Annotated in this window: 11 protein-coding genes and 1 pseudogene; 7 read left to right on the top strand and 5 right to left on the bottom strand. The window is 71.9% G+C overall.

Annotation, left to right across the window (positions count from 1 at the left end; genetic code table 11):
• Positions 1-26: 26 nt before the first annotated feature.
• Complete coding sequence (locus OHB13_RS06340; protein ID WP_328376172.1) at positions 27-1058, bottom strand: DUF3533 domain-containing protein; 1032 nt, start codon at positions 1056-1058, stop codon at positions 27-29.
• Positions 1059-1208: 150 nt separating this feature from the next.
• Between OHB13_RS06340 and OHB13_RS06335 the strand changes: the two genes are divergently transcribed.
• The 4 genes and pseudogenes from OHB13_RS06335 to OHB13_RS06320 all read left to right on the top strand — a co-directional run.
• Complete coding sequence (locus OHB13_RS06335; RefSeq protein ID WP_328376170.1) at positions 1209-4664, top strand: DNA polymerase III subunit alpha; 3456 nt, start codon at positions 1209-1211, stop codon at positions 4662-4664.
• Complete coding sequence (locus OHB13_RS06330) at positions 4661-5656, top strand: DNA polymerase Y family protein (protein WP_328376168.1); 996 nt, start codon at positions 4661-4663, stop codon at positions 5654-5656. The genes OHB13_RS06335 and OHB13_RS06330 overlap by 4 nt, the downstream gene beginning before the upstream one ends.
• A gap of 215 nt (positions 5657-5871) precedes the next feature.
• Positions 5872-6732: an esterase/lipase family protein gene (locus OHB13_RS06325; protein ID WP_266858522.1), complete on the top strand. Its 861-nt coding sequence runs from the start codon at positions 5872-5874 to the stop codon at positions 6730-6732.
• 218 nt (positions 6733-6950) lie between these two features.
• Positions 6951-7520: pseudogene (locus OHB13_RS06320) on the top strand (class I SAM-dependent methyltransferase); the annotation flags it as partial.
• A 94-nt stretch (positions 7521-7614) separates the two neighbouring features.
• Here OHB13_RS06320 and OHB13_RS06315 read toward each other — a convergent pair.
• The gene (locus tag OHB13_RS06315) at positions 7615-8100 is read right to left on the bottom strand and encodes a DUF402 domain-containing protein (RefSeq protein ID WP_328376166.1); all 486 of its coding nucleotides are present in this window, start codon (positions 8098-8100) and stop codon (positions 7615-7617) included.
• Positions 8101-8262: 162 nt separating this feature from the next.
• Between OHB13_RS06315 and OHB13_RS06310 the strand changes: the two genes are divergently transcribed.
• A complete protein-coding gene (locus tag OHB13_RS06310; protein WP_266858524.1) occupies positions 8263-8637 on the top strand; it encodes a GntR family transcriptional regulator in 375 nt (124 codons plus the stop codon).
• 23 nt (positions 8638-8660) lie between these two features.
• On the opposite strand, the gene OHB13_RS06305 is transcribed toward OHB13_RS06310, so the two are convergent.
• The gene (locus OHB13_RS06305) at positions 8661-9755 is read right to left on the bottom strand and encodes a DUF5925 domain-containing protein (protein WP_266858526.1); all 1095 of its coding nucleotides are present in this window, start codon (positions 9753-9755) and stop codon (positions 8661-8663) included.
• A 298-nt stretch (positions 9756-10053) separates the two neighbouring features.
• On the opposite strand from OHB13_RS06305, the gene OHB13_RS06300 reads away from it, so the two are divergent.
• The gene (locus tag OHB13_RS06300; protein ID WP_266858528.1) at positions 10054-10863 is read left to right on the top strand and encodes an SGNH/GDSL hydrolase family protein; all 810 of its coding nucleotides are present in this window, start codon (positions 10054-10056) and stop codon (positions 10861-10863) included.
• Positions 10864-11101: 238 nt separating this feature from the next.
• Positions 11102-11365, top strand: coding sequence for a hypothetical protein (locus OHB13_RS06295; protein ID WP_164267539.1), 264 nt, complete (start codon positions 11102-11104; stop codon positions 11363-11365).
• A 260-nt stretch (positions 11366-11625) separates the two neighbouring features.
• Here OHB13_RS06295 and OHB13_RS06290 read toward each other — a convergent pair whose 3' ends face one another.
• Both OHB13_RS06290 and OHB13_RS06285 read right to left on the bottom strand, forming a co-directional pair.
• On the bottom strand, positions 11626-12837 hold the full coding sequence (locus OHB13_RS06290) for a type ISP restriction/modification enzyme (protein WP_328380224.1): 1212 nt from the start codon (positions 12835-12837) through the stop codon (positions 11626-11628).
• Between the two features lie 107 nt (positions 12838-12944).
• Positions 12945-14105: a hypothetical protein gene (locus tag OHB13_RS06285; RefSeq protein WP_328376162.1), complete on the bottom strand. Its 1161-nt coding sequence runs from the start codon at positions 14103-14105 to the stop codon at positions 12945-12947.
• Positions 14106-14118 lie beyond the last annotated feature (13 nt).

Genomic DNA, 14118 nt, shown 5'->3' with positions numbered 1-14118 from the left:
CCGTGGGGCCGCCCCCGGCTCCGCCCTCAGGCCCGGGGCGTCTCCCGTGGCTCCGGGGCGACGGCCGGCCTCCTGCGGAGCGTGGACATGGAGAGCGTGATCACCGTGCCCACCACCGCCCAGCCGGAGAGCACCAGCAGCGGCCCGGTGACGGAGTTGCCCCTGAAGTACGCGATGGAGCGCGCCGTCCAGGTGCCCGCGCCCGGGGGCAGCCAGGGGCCGATCGCGTGCCAGAACGGCGGCAGCATCGGCAGCGGGAAGGCGCCGCCCGCGCTCGGGTTGCCCGCGACCACCACCAGCAGGACGGCCAGGCCGATCCCCACGATGCCGGTGAGCGCCTGCAGGGCGAGAGTGATCGCGCCGACCCCGAAGACGACCAGCGCGCCGAGACCCCAGAGCGCCAGGACGCTGCCGGGCAGGGCGCCGAGCACCGGGCCGACGATGACCGCGCCCCCCAGCCCGCCCAGGACCGAGTAGAGCGCCATGGTGATGAGCCTGAGCGCGGCGCGCCGTCCGTTGGCGGCCCGGGAGCCCGCACTGATGGCCAGGATCGACGCGCAGAGGTAGCCGCCGACGCACCATCCGACGACCAGGTAGAACGCGGAGAGACCGTCGAAGTCCTGGGCCGACGCCGGTGCCACGTCGACGGTCCGCACGCTCCGCCGCTGTGTCTTCTCCACGCCGGTGATGATCCGGTCGAGCGACGAGGACAGCACGGTCCCGCCGCCGGACGCGACCAGGAGCGTGTCCTTCGAACCACCGGGGCGGACGATCAGGGCGCCGTCGAGATCACGGTTCAGGATCTTCTGCCGGGCATCGGCCGCGTCGGCGACCGTACGCGGGTCCAGCGGCCCGCCGGGGAGTCCCTTGAGTTCACTGACCAGCCGCGGGCCCGCCTGCGCGGGCGCGACGACCCCGAAGGGGACGTCCTTCGGCCGGGGATTGTGCAGAGCGCCCACATAGGACGCGATGAACAGCAGCTGAAGCACCAGCGTGCCGATGACGAGCAGCGCCGCGCGCGGAGTGACAGCGGTCTTCATCTCGTCCAGAAAAGTCATGGCCCCACGGTCCGGTAGAGCCGGTGTTTACGCAGGTGGGGCGGGCCCGAATGGCTGACGCGCCGTTAATCGCACAAGTATTCGAAAGTGGTCTATGGTGGAGAAGGGGGTCAGGAACGGACTGGACCATCGGAGCAGGAGGTGCGGCGGATGCCCGGTTTCACGCATCTCCACACCGTCTCGGGGTTCTCCCTGCGGTACGGGGCCTCCCACCCGGAACGGCTCGCCGAGCGGGCCGCCGAGCGGGGCATGGACGCCATCGCGCTGACCGACCGGGACACCCTCGCGGGCACCGTCCGCTTCGCCAAGGCGTGCGCCGCGGCCGGGGTGCGGCCGCTGTTCGGGGCGCGGCTCGCGGTCGGCGGGCGGGCGCGCGCCGAGGGCCCCACGCACCGGATGCGCGCCCCCGTGCGCGGCGGGGTGTTCGTCGACGAGTCCGTGCCCCGCGCGACCTTCCTCGCCCGGGACGGCGCGGAGGGCTGGGCGGCCCTGTGCCGGCTGGTCACCGCGGCCCACGCGGACGGGGACCGGCCCCTGCTGCCCTGGGACGAGAACCACGGGGACGGTCTCGCCGTCCTGCTCGGCCCGGACTCCGACGTCGGCCGGGCGCTCGCCGCAGGCCGCCCGGACCGGGCCGCCGTCCTGCTCGGACCCTGGCGGGAGGTCCACGGCGACGCGCTCCGCCTCGAAGCGGTCCACCACGGGCTGAGCGGCACAGGGCCCGGCTCGCTCAGACTCGCCGCCCGCACGCTCGGCTTCGCCGCCGAGCAGGGCGTACGCCCCGTACTGACCAACGCGGTCCGCTACGCCGACCAGGGGCAGGGCCCCGTCGCCGACGTCCTCGACGCCGCCCGCAGGCTGGTGCCCGTCGACCCGCGCAAGGGCCTCGACAGCGGTGAGCGCTGGCTCAAGGACGCCGGTGAGATGTTCCGCACCGCCGAGCGGATCGCCGAGGCGGCGGGCTTCCGCCGGGACACCGCGCACCGGCTGATCGACGAGACCCAGTCCCTGGCCGCCTCGTGCAGCGTCGACGCCGAGGACGACCTCGGTATGGGTACCGTCCACTTCCCCGAGCCGCGCCTCGTCGGCGCCGCGCACCGCACCGCCCAGCGCGTGCTCGCCTCCCGCAGCGCCGCCGGCATGGTGCTGCGCGGCTACGACCGCAGACGTGAGTACTGGGAGCGGCTGCACCACGAGCTGGACATCATCGCCTTCCACGGCCACGCCTCGTACTTCCTGACCGTCGCCCGGGTCGTGGACGACGTGAAGGAGATGGGCATCCGGGTCGCGGCCCGCGGCTCCGGCGCGGGGTCCCTCGTCAACCATCTGCTGGGCATCGCCAACGCGGACCCCGTCGAGCACGGGCTGCTGATGGAGCGCTTCCTCTCCCGGCGCAGGCTCGCGCTGCCCGACATCGACATCGACGTCGAGTCGGCCCGCAGGCTCGACGTCTACCGCGCGATCATCGGCCGCTTCGGTGCCGAGCGGGTCGCCACCGTGGCCATGCCGGAGACCTACCGGGTGCGCCATGCGATACGGGACGTGGGCGCCGCCCTGTCCATGGACCCGGCGGAGACCGACCGGCTCGCCAAGGCCTTCCCGCACATCCGCGCCCGCGACGCCCGCGCCGCGCTGGCGGAGCTGCCCGAACTGCGCGCCGTGGCCGAGGAGTCGGAGCAGGGCGGCGGGAAGTACGGACGGCTGTGGGAGCTGGTCGAGGGGCTCGACGCGCTGCCGCGCGGAATCGCCATGCACCCGTGCGGGGTGCTGCTCTCCGATGCCTCCCTGCTGCGGCGCACGCCGGTGATGCCGACCAGCGGCGAAGGCTTTCCCATGTCCCAGTTCGACAAGGAGGACGTGGAGGACCTGGGGCTGCTCAAGCTCGATGTGCTGGGGGTGCGGATGCAGTCCGCGATGGCCCACGCCGTCGCCGAGATCGGCCGGGCCACGGGGGAGCACCTCGACCTGGACGACCCCGCACAGGTGCCGGCGGGCGACCCCGCGACGTACGCGCTCATCCGCTCCACCGAGACGCTGGGCTGCTTCCAGATCGAATCGCCGGGCCAGCGCGACCTGGTGGGGCGGCTGCAGCCGGCCACCTTCGACGATCTGGTCGTCGACATCTCGCTGTTCCGGCCCGGGCCGGTCGCGGCCGACATGGTGCGGCCCTTCATCGAAGCCCGGCACGGCCGCGCGCCGGTGCGCTTCCCGCACCCCGATCTGGCGGAGGCGCTGAGCGGCACGTACGGGGTCGTCGTCTTCCACGAGCAGATCATCGAGATCCTGCGGATCATGACGGGCTGCGGCCGGGACGAGGCGGACCAGGCGCGGCGCCGGCTGTCCGACCCCGAGTGGCAGGGGCGGATCCGCGCCTGGTTCGCCGGGGCGACGGCGGAGCGCGGTTATGCGCCCGAAGTCACCGCGCACACCTGGGAGATCGTCGAGGCGTTCGGCGCGTACGGCTTCTGCAAGGCGCACGCGGTGGCCTTCGCCGTGCCGACGTACCAGTCCGCCTGGCTCAAGGCACACCACCCCGCTGCCTTCTACGCGGGGCTGCTCACCCACGACCCCGGGATGTATCCGAAGCGGCTGCTGCTGGCGGACGCACGGCGGCGCGGGGTCCCGGTGCTGCCGCTGGATGTGAACCGGTCGGCGGTCGCTCACCGTATCGAACTGGTGTCCGGTACTTTCGGTGTCCGGCTCGCGCTCTCCGATGTCCACGGCATCAGCGAGGCCGAGGCCGCACGGATCGAGACGGGCCGGCCCTACTCCTCGCTGCTGGACTTCTGGCAGCGCGCCCGGCCGGGGAAGCCGGTCGCCCAGCGGCTCGCCCAGGTCGGCGCGCTGGACGCGTTCGGCGCGAACCGCCGGGATCTGCTGCTGCACATCTCCGAACTGCACGCGGGCCGCAGCGGATCCGCGCACAGCGGCCAACTCGCCCTGGGGGAAGGGCGGAGGACGGCACCGGCCGGACTGCCCGACCTCAGCGACGCCGAGCGGCTCAGCGCCGAACTCGGCATCCTCGGCATGGACTCGTCGCGCCATCTGATGGAGGACCACTACGCCTTCCTGAAGGAACTGGGCGCGCTCTCCGCCCGGCGGCTGCGCTCCGCCGAGCACGGGCAGAGCGTCCTGGTCGCGGGCGCCAAGGCCGCCACCCAGACCCCGCCGATACGTTCCGGGCGCCGGGTCGTCTTCACCACCCTGGACGACGGCACGGGCCTGGTCGACCTCGCCTTCTTCGACGACAGCCATGCCACGTGCGCGTACACCGTCTTCCACTCCTGGCTGCTGCTGGTACGCGGAGTGGTGCAGCGGCGCGGGCCGCGCAGCCTCAGCGTGGTCGGCTCGGCGGCCTGGAACCTGGCCGATCTGGTCGAACTGCGGCGTACCGGCGGTCTCGATGCCGTCGCCGCCGCCCTGGCCACGCCCGCACCGGACGGAAGGGACGGGGCGGATGGAAAGGACGGGACGGGCGACAACGGCCGGCGCATCCAGCTCTCCACCGGCTACGAGATGAACCCCTGGGCGGACCTCAGGCCCGCCGGGGACCCGAACGCCACCGGGCGCAAGCTCTGGCACTCCAGCCAGGGGAGCGCGGGATGATCCTCTCCGTACGGTTCACGCCCGAGGCCCTGCCGCTCGGCCTGATCGAGGACCTCACCCCGGTGGTCCAGGCGTTCCCGCCCGACTCCGCGCTCATCGATGTCGGCGGCGCACAGCGGTACTTCGGGCGGAGCGCCACCGAACTCGCCGCGCTGCTGCGGGTGCGCGCGCTCGCCCACCACGGTCTCGACTGCGCGATCGGGGTGGGCGCCAATCCGCTGCTGGCCCGGATGGCCGCACGGGAGGCCCGGCCGGGAACGACCCTGGTGGCCGGTGACGCCCGGACGTTCCTCGCGGACAAACCCGCCGCCGCGCTCCAGGGGGTCGGGCCGAAGCTGGCCCGCATTCTCTGCTCGTACGGACTCGACTCCATCGACAGGATCGCCGCCGCGCCCCTCGCCACCCTCCAGCGGATCGCCGGAGCGCGCGCCGGGCGCGAACTCCAGGAACGGGCGCGCGGCATCGACCGTACGCGGGTCGTGCCGAACGCCGCTGCCCGGTCGGTCTCGTCCGAACGGTCCTTCCCCCGCGACGAACTGGACCGCGACCGGCAGCGCGGGGCCCTGCTCTCGCTCACTGAGGAACTGGGCAGCCGGATGCGTCGCGAGGGACAGGTGTGCGGCTCGCTGACGCTCACCGTGCGGTACGCCGACCGGTCCACCACCACTCGCGGCCGCACCTTGCACGAGCGGACCGCGCACTCGGCGGCGCTCACCGCCGCGGCGTACGCGATTCATGACGCGCTCGGGCTCCAGCGCGCCAGGGTGCGCGCGATCGCGCTGCGCGCCGAGGGGCTGACACCGGCCGAGCACGCCGCCCATCAGCTGATGTTCGACCCCGCCGACGACAAGGCACGCCGCATCGAGGCGGTCGCCGACCGGGCGCGGGCACGGTTCGGACCCGGGGCGATCGTGCCGGGGACGCTCGGGGTGCAGGACCGGCGACACACGCGCCGTGCGGGCAGGTCCGTACGGCGGTCCGCTGTACCGTGACCGGCGAAGATCAGCGAACGGCGAAAATCAGCGGACCGCGAAGGTTCAGTGACCGGCGAAGATCAGTTTCTGATCCTCCATCAGTTCTTTACTGACGCGTAACTTCCCCCGCTACCTTACTCGCGCGTAATTTGGCGTGAGCAGAACACTCTGGTGGTCCGGGCCGCAGGGCGAACGTCCGTCGTCACTCCCTTGAGTCGCAAGGAGATCACTCGATGATGCCCTGGAAGCGTGCGCTCGGAGCCCTCCCCGCGCTGGCGCTGGCGGTCACCGCCGCCGCGGTCCCCGCCGCTACGACGGCGCAGGCCGCCGCCCCCAGCAGCGGCTGGAACAACTACTCCTGCAAACCGTCGGCCGCTCACCCCCGGCCGGTCGTCCTCGTCCCCGGCACCTTCGGGAACGCCGCCGACAACTGGCTGGTACTCGCCCCGTACCTGGTCAACCGCGGCTACTGCGTCTTCTCGCTCGACTACGGCCAACTCCCCGGCGAAACCCTCTTCGACGGGCTCGCCCCGATCGAGCAGTCGGCCGCCCAGCTCTCCACGTTCGTCGACAAGGTGCTCGCGGCGACCGGCACCCCGAAGGCCGACATCGTCGGCCACTCGCAGGGCGGCATGATGCCGAACTACTACATCAAGTTCCTCGGCGGCGCGGCCAAGGTGAACTCGATGACCGGCATCGCCCCCGACAACCACGGCACCACCCTGTCGGGCCTCACCAAGCTCCTGCCGTACTTCCCCGGCGCCGCCGACATCCTCGCGAAGGGCGCACCGGGCCTCACCGACCAGGTCGCGGGCTCGCCCTTCGTCACCAAGCTCAACTCGGTGCCCGACACGGTGCCCGGCGTGCACTACACCGTCATCGCCACCAAGTACGACGAGGTGGTCACTCCCTACAAGACCCAGTTCCTCAGCGGCCCGGACGTCAACAACGTGCTGCTCCAGGACAAGTGCGCGGCCGACCTCTCCGAGCACGTCACCATCGGCCTGACCGACAAGATCGCCTACCACGAGGTCGCCAACGCCCTCGACCCCGCGCACGCCACCCCCACCACCTGCGCCTCCGCCGTGGGTTAGGGGCCGGCAAGCCCGCCGGTACGGCGGCGAGCGCAGGGCGCGGTCTCCCCTCCCGTCCCGGGGCTGGAGGGGAGTTGTATACGGACGCGCCGAAGAGGGAGATCCACGTGCCGCGTCCGCCGTACGGTCATGAACTGCCCGAGCGTCGCACGGAGATACACGTATGTTTCGCCGGGCATGTGATCAGCGGGATTGTCGGTGGGAGCTGAGAGCATCGGATCATGACGATCAACTGGGATGCCGCCGCCGACACCTTCGACGAGGAGGCCGACCACGGCCTGCGCGACCCCGGGGTGCGCGACGCATGGGCGGCACGGCTGAAGAGATGGCTGCCGGGGGAGCGGGCCGCGGTCCTCGACGTGGGCTGCGGCACGGGCAGCCTGTCCCTGCTCGCCGCCGAGCAGGGACACCGGGTCACCGCGGTCGACCTCTCACCCCGGATGGCCGAGCAGGCGCGTACCAAACTGGCCGGTGCGGACGCCGAGGTACTGGTGGGCGACGCGGCGCTGCCACCCGTCGGCGCGCGGACCTTCGATGTGGTGCTGGCCCGCCATGTGGTGTGGCTGCTCCCCGATTTCGAGGCGGCGCTCAAGCACTGGTGCTCCCTGCTCAACCCGGGCGGCCGGCTGGTCCTGGTGGAGGGCGTCTGGGGCGGCGTCGGGCTCTCGGCGGGCCAGCTGATGGCGGCCCTGGACCCGCTCACCGAGTCCGTGCACCACGAACTGCTCTCGGCCGACCCGGCCCTCTGGGGCAAGGAGGTCGACGACGAGCGCTATGTCCTGGTGGCGCTGACCTGAGACACCTTCAGCCCGGGATGCCTGGGTACCTGGGAAGCGGTGGTGGGGGCCGGGCGGACACCGGCCCCCGGCTTCGCCGTACCGGTCAGGCGTGCGGCAACTGGCCGCGTGAGGCGAGCAGTTCCAACTCGTCCAGAGCCTGTACGGCCTGCCGTGCCGCCTCCGGGTCGCGCCCGGCCAGACCGCTCGCCTCGAACTCGTCCTCGTCCAGCCGGAGAATCTCGGCCCCGTCCACCGACACCCACAGGTCGAGATCCAGGTCCTCCACGACCAGTTCGCCTTCGCGCAGCTCGGCCGGCCGGGTCACATCGCAGTACCAGCCCTTGAGCTCCCCGGCTCCGGTGCGGACCTCCTTGACGGCGTACCACCGGTCGCGCCAGTAGTGCTCGGTGAACACGTCACCGGGTTCGAACCGAACGAACCCGAAGTCCCGTACGCCCGCACCCGCCCACTCCGCCCGGACGGTCACCCGGGTGCCGTCGTCGGAGAGCACCGTCGCCGGATAGCTGATCTTCGTACTGCCCGCCTTCCGCAGGACGACCGTCACCTCGGCCGGACTCCCTGACGACATGCCGTACCTCCGTCGAGCGCTCTCGTAGCAGGACTGTACGGCGGCCGGTCGGCGCTCGGCCCCGGCTGCCGCCGCAGATTACGTGGGGACCCCGGCGGGCCGCCTCCCCTTTTCGGCCGGGTGCCGCCGGAACGGTGGCCCTCCGTGGGGGAGAATCGCGGGGTGACTCTGAAGATCGCCATTGACGCGGATGCCGCCACCGCCCCGTACGAGCAGCTGAGGGCCCAGATCGCCGGACAGGCGCGCTCGGGGAAGCTTCCCGCGGGGTACCGGCTGCCGACGGTACGGGGGCTGGCCGAGGAGCTCGGCCTCGCTGCGAACACGGTCGCCAAGTCGTACCGGGCGCTGGAGGCGGACGGTGTGATCGAGACGCGTGGACGCAACGGCACCTTCGTGGCGGCCGCCGGTGACGCGGCGGAACGCGAAGCGGCGGAGGCGGCGCGGGCCTTCGCCGAGCGCGTCCTGCGGCTGGGCCTCGCTCCGGACGCGGCCCGCACCGCGGTCGACGACGCGCTGCGGGCGGTCTACGGGAAGTAGCTCCGGCAGGGGTGCGCGCCCCCCTACAGGTACAGCCCCGCGTCAACGCCCCGTTCCTGCGCGGGTACGGACGCCGGTCCCGTACCCCGTCGCAGCGCGTACAGCTCCGCGAGCGTCGTGCCGTCCCGGCCGACGCCCTCCTCCGTGCCCAGCCACGCCGCCGATTCCTTGCGGGTCAGCGGGCCGACCTCGATCCGGGCCAGGCAGCGGCCCGGACGCACCACGGCGGGGTGCAGACGCTCCAGGTCCTCATTGGTGGTGACGCCCACCAGGACATTGCGGCCCTGGCCCAGCAGCCCGTCCGTGAGGTTCAGCAGCCGCGACAGCGCCTGCCCCGCGGTGTGCTTGGCCTCGCCGCGGATCAGCTCGTCGCAGTCCTCGAGGAGCAGCAGCCGCCAGCGCCCCTTCGCCGAGCCGTCGTCCTCGCCGATGGCGATGTCCATCAGATAGCCGACGTCGTTGAACAGCCGCTCCGGGTCGAGCACGCAGTCCACCTGGCACCAGTCGCGCCAGGACCGGGCCAGTGTGCGCAGCGCCGACGTCTTCCCGGTGCCGGGCGGGCCGTGCAGCAGGAGCAGCCGGCCCGAGATGTCGTCCGGGGTGACCTTCATCAGGCCGTCCAGCGCATCGGCCACCGGTGCGGTGTAGTTGGCCCGCACCTCCTCCCAGGTGCCGGCCGCGATCTGCCGGGTGGTGCGGTGCGGACCGCGGCGCGGGGAGACGTACCAGAACCCCATGGGGACGTTCTCGGGCTGCGGTTCGGGCTCGTCCTGCGCGTCGTCCGTCGACTGCTTCAGTACCTTCGCCGCCAGCTCCTCACTGACCGCGGTGACGGTGACATCGGCGCCGCGGTTCCAGCGCGAGACGAGCAGCGTCCACCCCTCGCCCTCGGCGAGCGTCGCGCTGCGGTCGTCGTCCCGGGCCGCCCGCAGCACGGTCGCGCCCGGCGGCACCAGGGTGAGTCCCTTCTTGACACGGTCGATCGAGGAACTGTGCGAGTACGGCTGCTCGCCCGTGGCGAAGCGGCCGAGGAACAGCGCGTCCACGACATCGGACGGCGAGTCGCTGTCGTCGACGTTGAGCCGGATCGGCAGGGATGCCTCAGGGTTTGCGGACATGCGCCCATGATCCGGCACCGGCGCGGCCGGTGCACGCCCTTTGTGCCACGCGTTCTTCCCCGGCGGGACCGCCGTACGGCCGTCCGGGTCACTGAGGCCGTGTCACCGAAGGGGTGAATCAGGGCTGTTGACGCCCGGAACCGCCGAGTGCCGGGCTTCACTGACGACGGGCGACCGTAAGCCGTCGGTGCGCCGTCCATGCGCCGTCGACGCGCCGAATACTTGGCATGAACACTTCCAGAGTGTGGCCCTGAGCTGGTACGACAGACGTGGCGGAAATCCCGCTCAAGGAGGTTCCATGAAATTGTCCAGATTTGTGACTTTCTCATCCTCTGTACTGCTCGCCGTCGGACTCGCCCTCACCGGGGCGGGCGCGGCGCAGGCCGCCCAACCGGCTGCATCCACCAGCTATGTGGCCCTCGGAGACTCGTACTCCTCCGGTGTCGGATCCGGCAGCTATGACAGTTCGAGCGGGGACTGCAAACGCAGCAGTCTCGCGTACCCGAAACTGTGGGCGGCGGCCCACTCGCCCTCGTCGTTCGCCTTCGTCGCCTGCTCGGGCGCTCGTACGAGTGACGTTCTCTCCAGCCAGCTCTCCGCGCTGAACTCCTCGACCGGCCTGGTCTCCCTCACCATCGGCGGCAACGACGCGGGATTCGCCGACACCATGACCACCTGTGTGCTGAAGTCCGAGGCGACCTGTCTCGCGGCTCTCGCGACAGCCAACACGTACATCGACTCGACGCTGCCCGGCCTGCTGGACAAGGTCTACTCGGCGATCTCCGCCAAGTCCCCCTCCGCGCATGTGGTCGTGCTCGGCTATCCGCGCTTCTACCAGCTGAACGGCAGCTGCATCGCCGGGCTGAGCGAGAAGGAGCGCGGCGCCATAAACTCCGCGTCCGACCACCTCAACGCGGTGACCGCCAAGCGCGCCGCCGACCACGGCTTCGCGTTCGGTGATGTCACCTCCGCCTTCTCCGGACACGAGATCTGCTCGTCCGACAGCTGGCTGCACAGCGTGAACATCCTCGATTTGACCGAGTCCTACCACCCCACGGCAGCCGGCCAGTCCGGCGGCTATCTGCCCGTGCTCACCGCGCAGGACTGAAGCTCGCCTTACGGGGGAGGAGGCCCTGTGTCCCAGGGCCTCCGTCCGGCTCCGTCCGCCTGCCGGCAGGACGGAGCGTGATCGGTCAACTCACCCTGGAACCAGATATATTCGGAGAGTTACCGTCAACCTCCGTATGGCAGAGGTGAATCCGGCGCCCGGGATACACGGGTGCCTCCGAGGGGCGATAGGGTTACTGTGCCCCGGGCCGGGTGCCCTCGTACGGGTGGGGAGTGACATGGAACAGATAACAGTGCGCAGCAGGCCACGAGTGCCTGCGATTACGTGCGGAAGCGGTGCGACCAGTTCGCGCCTCGACCGCCATCTCTCGGTGCTCGGCGGCCCTGTGGTCCCGCAGCGCGAGTCGGCAGAAGCGACGTCCCTGATGCGTGAGCTCACCTCGCGTGACGTCGCACACTCCAGGACGGGCAGGGGTGCACGGGTGAAGCTCTTCGCGCCGCTGCGACGCCTGCGCCGCTCGCTCTTCGGCAGCCGCGGCTGAAACCTCCGAACAGGAACGACCGGTCCACGACCGGGCGACCACACCGTCCCGGTGCGGCGCTGCTCACGTCCCGCCCGTCATTCCCGGGGCGCACAGTGGCGCGCCGGTGTGTTCGCCGGTTCCGCACTCCTGACTTCCCGGCACCCTGAGCTTCCGTAACTCCGAGTCTCCACAACCCTGCCCAGCAGGCCCGGCCCGTCCGTGGGTCCTCCCCAGCCCGCAGGCCGGTCTGCTCCGGGCTCCGGACCCACCCGGCGGTGTCACACCAGAGCGAACTGGCCTTCCGGGCCCTCCTCGTGGTGATCGAGCACCGACGCGGGGCGGCGGGCCGCCGCAGGTATCGGAAGGACGCCTGCCGCTTCCAGTTCGGCCCGTCCGATGCGCGGGCCCGACGCCAGCTTCCGCCGCAACTCGCCCTGCCCGGACCGGAGCCCGGCCAGCAGCGCCAGCACGGTGATCAGCTCCAGCAGTTCGGAGTTCCACTCCGGGGGCCAGCCGGCCGGCCGCAGCGCCTCCAGGGTGCCGGGCTGCGCCGCAGCGGTCCTGCGTCCGAACCAGAGGTCGAGCACCCGCACACCGCCCACGGTGAAGTCCCATGCCTCGGCGGGCACCGGCGAGATACGCCCGGTGCCGAGCAGCAGGGCCTCCTCGCCGGGGTCGTACGTGAGAACGTCGGGCCGGGGCGGGACGGCGGCCCGCACATAGGGCCGGCGGCCACCGGGCAGCCGGGGCCGGTCGCCGCCGCGCGCCCCGCGCAACTGGATCCGCAGCAACCGCCGCCCCAGTTCGGTCCCGGACGACCAGAGTTCCGGGTCGGCGGTCAGCGGTACGGCGCACCCGCCGGGCGCCGTACCGGCGGCGGCCACCGCCCAGGCGAGTATCTGCTCGGCGGTCACCTCCTGCCCGTACCGCGAGGCGAGCAGATCCGCCAGCCCCGGCGCGATGTTGGGCTCGGCCCCGCCGGGCCTGCGGTGCAGCGGCCTGATCCGGCCGGCCCGGCCCGCCGGGGAACGGCCGTCCGGGAGCACGGCGGAGACCAGCAGTGCCGGGCCGCCGTCCTGGGCCGTGCTGTCTCCCGCCGTGCTGCTCCGCGCCGCTCTGTCTGCCGCGGCGCCGGCCTGTTCGACGGCGAAGAACTGGTGCTCGTCGGCGACCCGCCACAGCTCCGGGCGGGCGGCGTCCAGCAGCCGGTGGTCCGGGATCAGCCACTGCTCGTCGAACGGGCCGCATCCGAGCCGTACCGGTGCGGGACACGGTCCCGACTCACGGCTGAAGCGGCCCGTCCCGGTGGGCTGTCCCGGCAGCGCGGGTACGGAACTCTCCGGCGTCCTGGCCCTGGTGGGGCGGAACAGCCGCTCCCGTTCCGGCCCGTCGGCCCGTACCAGGGTGTCCCAGCGTGCCCTCAGCGAACGGGCGTCGGGCGCCACCACCCAGTCGCGCCCCAGCCGCGGGGACCCCACCGACCAGGGCATCAGATCGTCGAGCAGGGGAGCGTCATCCGTCACGGTCCGCAATGCTAGTGCTGCGGCGGGCAAGGCTTGCCCCGTCCCGACGGGGCAAGCACTCTCCAGCAGGACGATCACCGCTGTCTGACCACCACCAGGACGATCGCCGCGATTACGACCAGAGCGGCCACCACCGCTGCGGTGATCTTGCCCTTGCTGTACGGGCGTTCGCCGATGACCTCGGCGGTCCGTGCGTTGACCATGACCTGCCAGCTCTTGCCCGCGTAGAGATAGGTCAGGAACCAGACGGGCAGCAGCATCAGCTTGAAGGTGAGCCCGGAGTACCGGGTGTCCACCGAGTGCACCCGCTGCTCGTCCCCGCCGATGTCGGACCGGCAGTCGCGCGTGATGACGTCGGCCATCCGCTCCTTGGCCGTCACCAGCCCGTCCTCGGGCTCCACGTCGTACCGCACGGTCTGGAAACCGGCCAGGTACTCCGGCTGGAAGGGCTTGGCCTCCTCCAGCGGCCAGGGCGTCAGCTTGTCCAGCTGCTTCGTGGCCACGTGGTTGGTCCCCGCGACCAGCACATCGTCGAAGTCCCGGCTGACCGTCCCGGAGGCCGCGAACCAGCGGGTGTGCCGCACCTCACGGGTCTTGGTGACACTCTCACCGTTCTCCGTCGTGGTGTACGTCTCGGTCACGTAGTAGTACTGACCACGCTGGCCCCGGTAGTGGGAGACCGTCTCCGCGTCATACGTCCAGTGCGGCAGATAGCTGCCCTTGAACGTCTCCGCCTCGCTGACCTTCTTCAGGCTGGAGGGGGCGAACCAGCGGGACGACGTCCACTTGCGCAGCGCCTCACGGGCGTTGTTGCGGTCCAGACCGAACGGGACCACCGCCTCCGGTGCCACACGTTCGGTGGCGTCCGGCTCCGCGACCAGCGCCGTCGCACAGAACTGGCAGCGGGCGGAGAGGTCGTCGGTCTCGGTGTGGGCGGCGCAGCCGGGGCAGACATACGCCCGCACGCCGGCGGGCACGGAGCCCCGCGGCTTGGCGGGGAGCGTGGCCAGCTCGTCCCAGCTGTGCTCGCGCACCTGGCGGGGCACGGAGGTGACAGCCTGCTCCTGACCGCAGTACGGGCAGCGCATCGCATCCGAGCCGGGAGCGAACTCCACGGTGGCGCCGCACGCCTGGCACGGATAGGAGAGGGAAGCGGCCCCGGGCACGGCGGCCCCGGCGTACGGATCCGCGGCCGGTCCGGTGGGTGCGCCGTAGGGCTGATCGTTGCTGGTCATCGTCGTCCCTGCC

Origin of the sequence: Streptomyces sp. NBC_00440, assembly GCF_036014215.1 — a bacterium.
Taxonomy (GTDB): domain Bacteria; phylum Actinomycetota; class Actinomycetes; order Streptomycetales; family Streptomycetaceae; genus Streptomyces.
The sequence above is the reverse complement of the archived record's forward strand: the minus strand, read 5'-3'. Positions and strand labels throughout refer to the sequence as shown.

What these genes read in the sequence shown, in the direction of transcription:
- OHB13_RS06340 (WP_328376172.1), bottom strand. Translation starts at nt 1,058, where the DNA reads ATGACTTTTCTGGACGAGATGAAGACCGCTGTCACTCCGCGCGCGGCG.
- OHB13_RS06335 (WP_328376170.1), top strand. Translation starts at nt 1,209, where the DNA reads ATGCCCGGTTTCACGCATCTCCACACCGTCTCGGGGTTCTCCCTGCGG.
- OHB13_RS06330 (WP_328376168.1), top strand. Translation starts at nt 4,661, where the DNA reads ATGATCCTCTCCGTACGGTTCACGCCCGAGGCCCTGCCGCTCGGCCTG.
- OHB13_RS06325 (WP_266858522.1), top strand. Translation starts at nt 5,872, where the DNA reads ATGATGCCCTGGAAGCGTGCGCTCGGAGCCCTCCCCGCGCTGGCGCTG.
- OHB13_RS06315 (WP_328376166.1), bottom strand. Translation starts at nt 8,100, where the DNA reads ATGTCGTCAGGGAGTCCGGCCGAGGTGACGGTCGTCCTGCGGAAGGCG.
- OHB13_RS06305 (WP_266858526.1), bottom strand. Translation starts at nt 9,755, where the DNA reads ATGTCCGCAAACCCTGAGGCATCCCTGCCGATCCGGCTCAACGTCGAC.
- OHB13_RS06300 (WP_266858528.1), top strand. Translation starts at nt 10,054, where the DNA reads ATGAAATTGTCCAGATTTGTGACTTTCTCATCCTCTGTACTGCTCGCC.
- OHB13_RS06295 (WP_164267539.1), top strand. Translation starts at nt 11,102, where the DNA reads ATGGAACAGATAACAGTGCGCAGCAGGCCACGAGTGCCTGCGATTACG.
- OHB13_RS06290 (WP_328380224.1), bottom strand. Translation starts at nt 12,837, where the DNA reads ATGCCCTGGTCGGTGGGGTCCCCGCGGCTGGGGCGCGACTGGGTGGTG.
- OHB13_RS06285 (WP_328376162.1), bottom strand. Translation starts at nt 14,105, where the DNA reads ATGACCAGCAACGATCAGCCCTACGGCGCACCCACCGGACCGGCCGCG.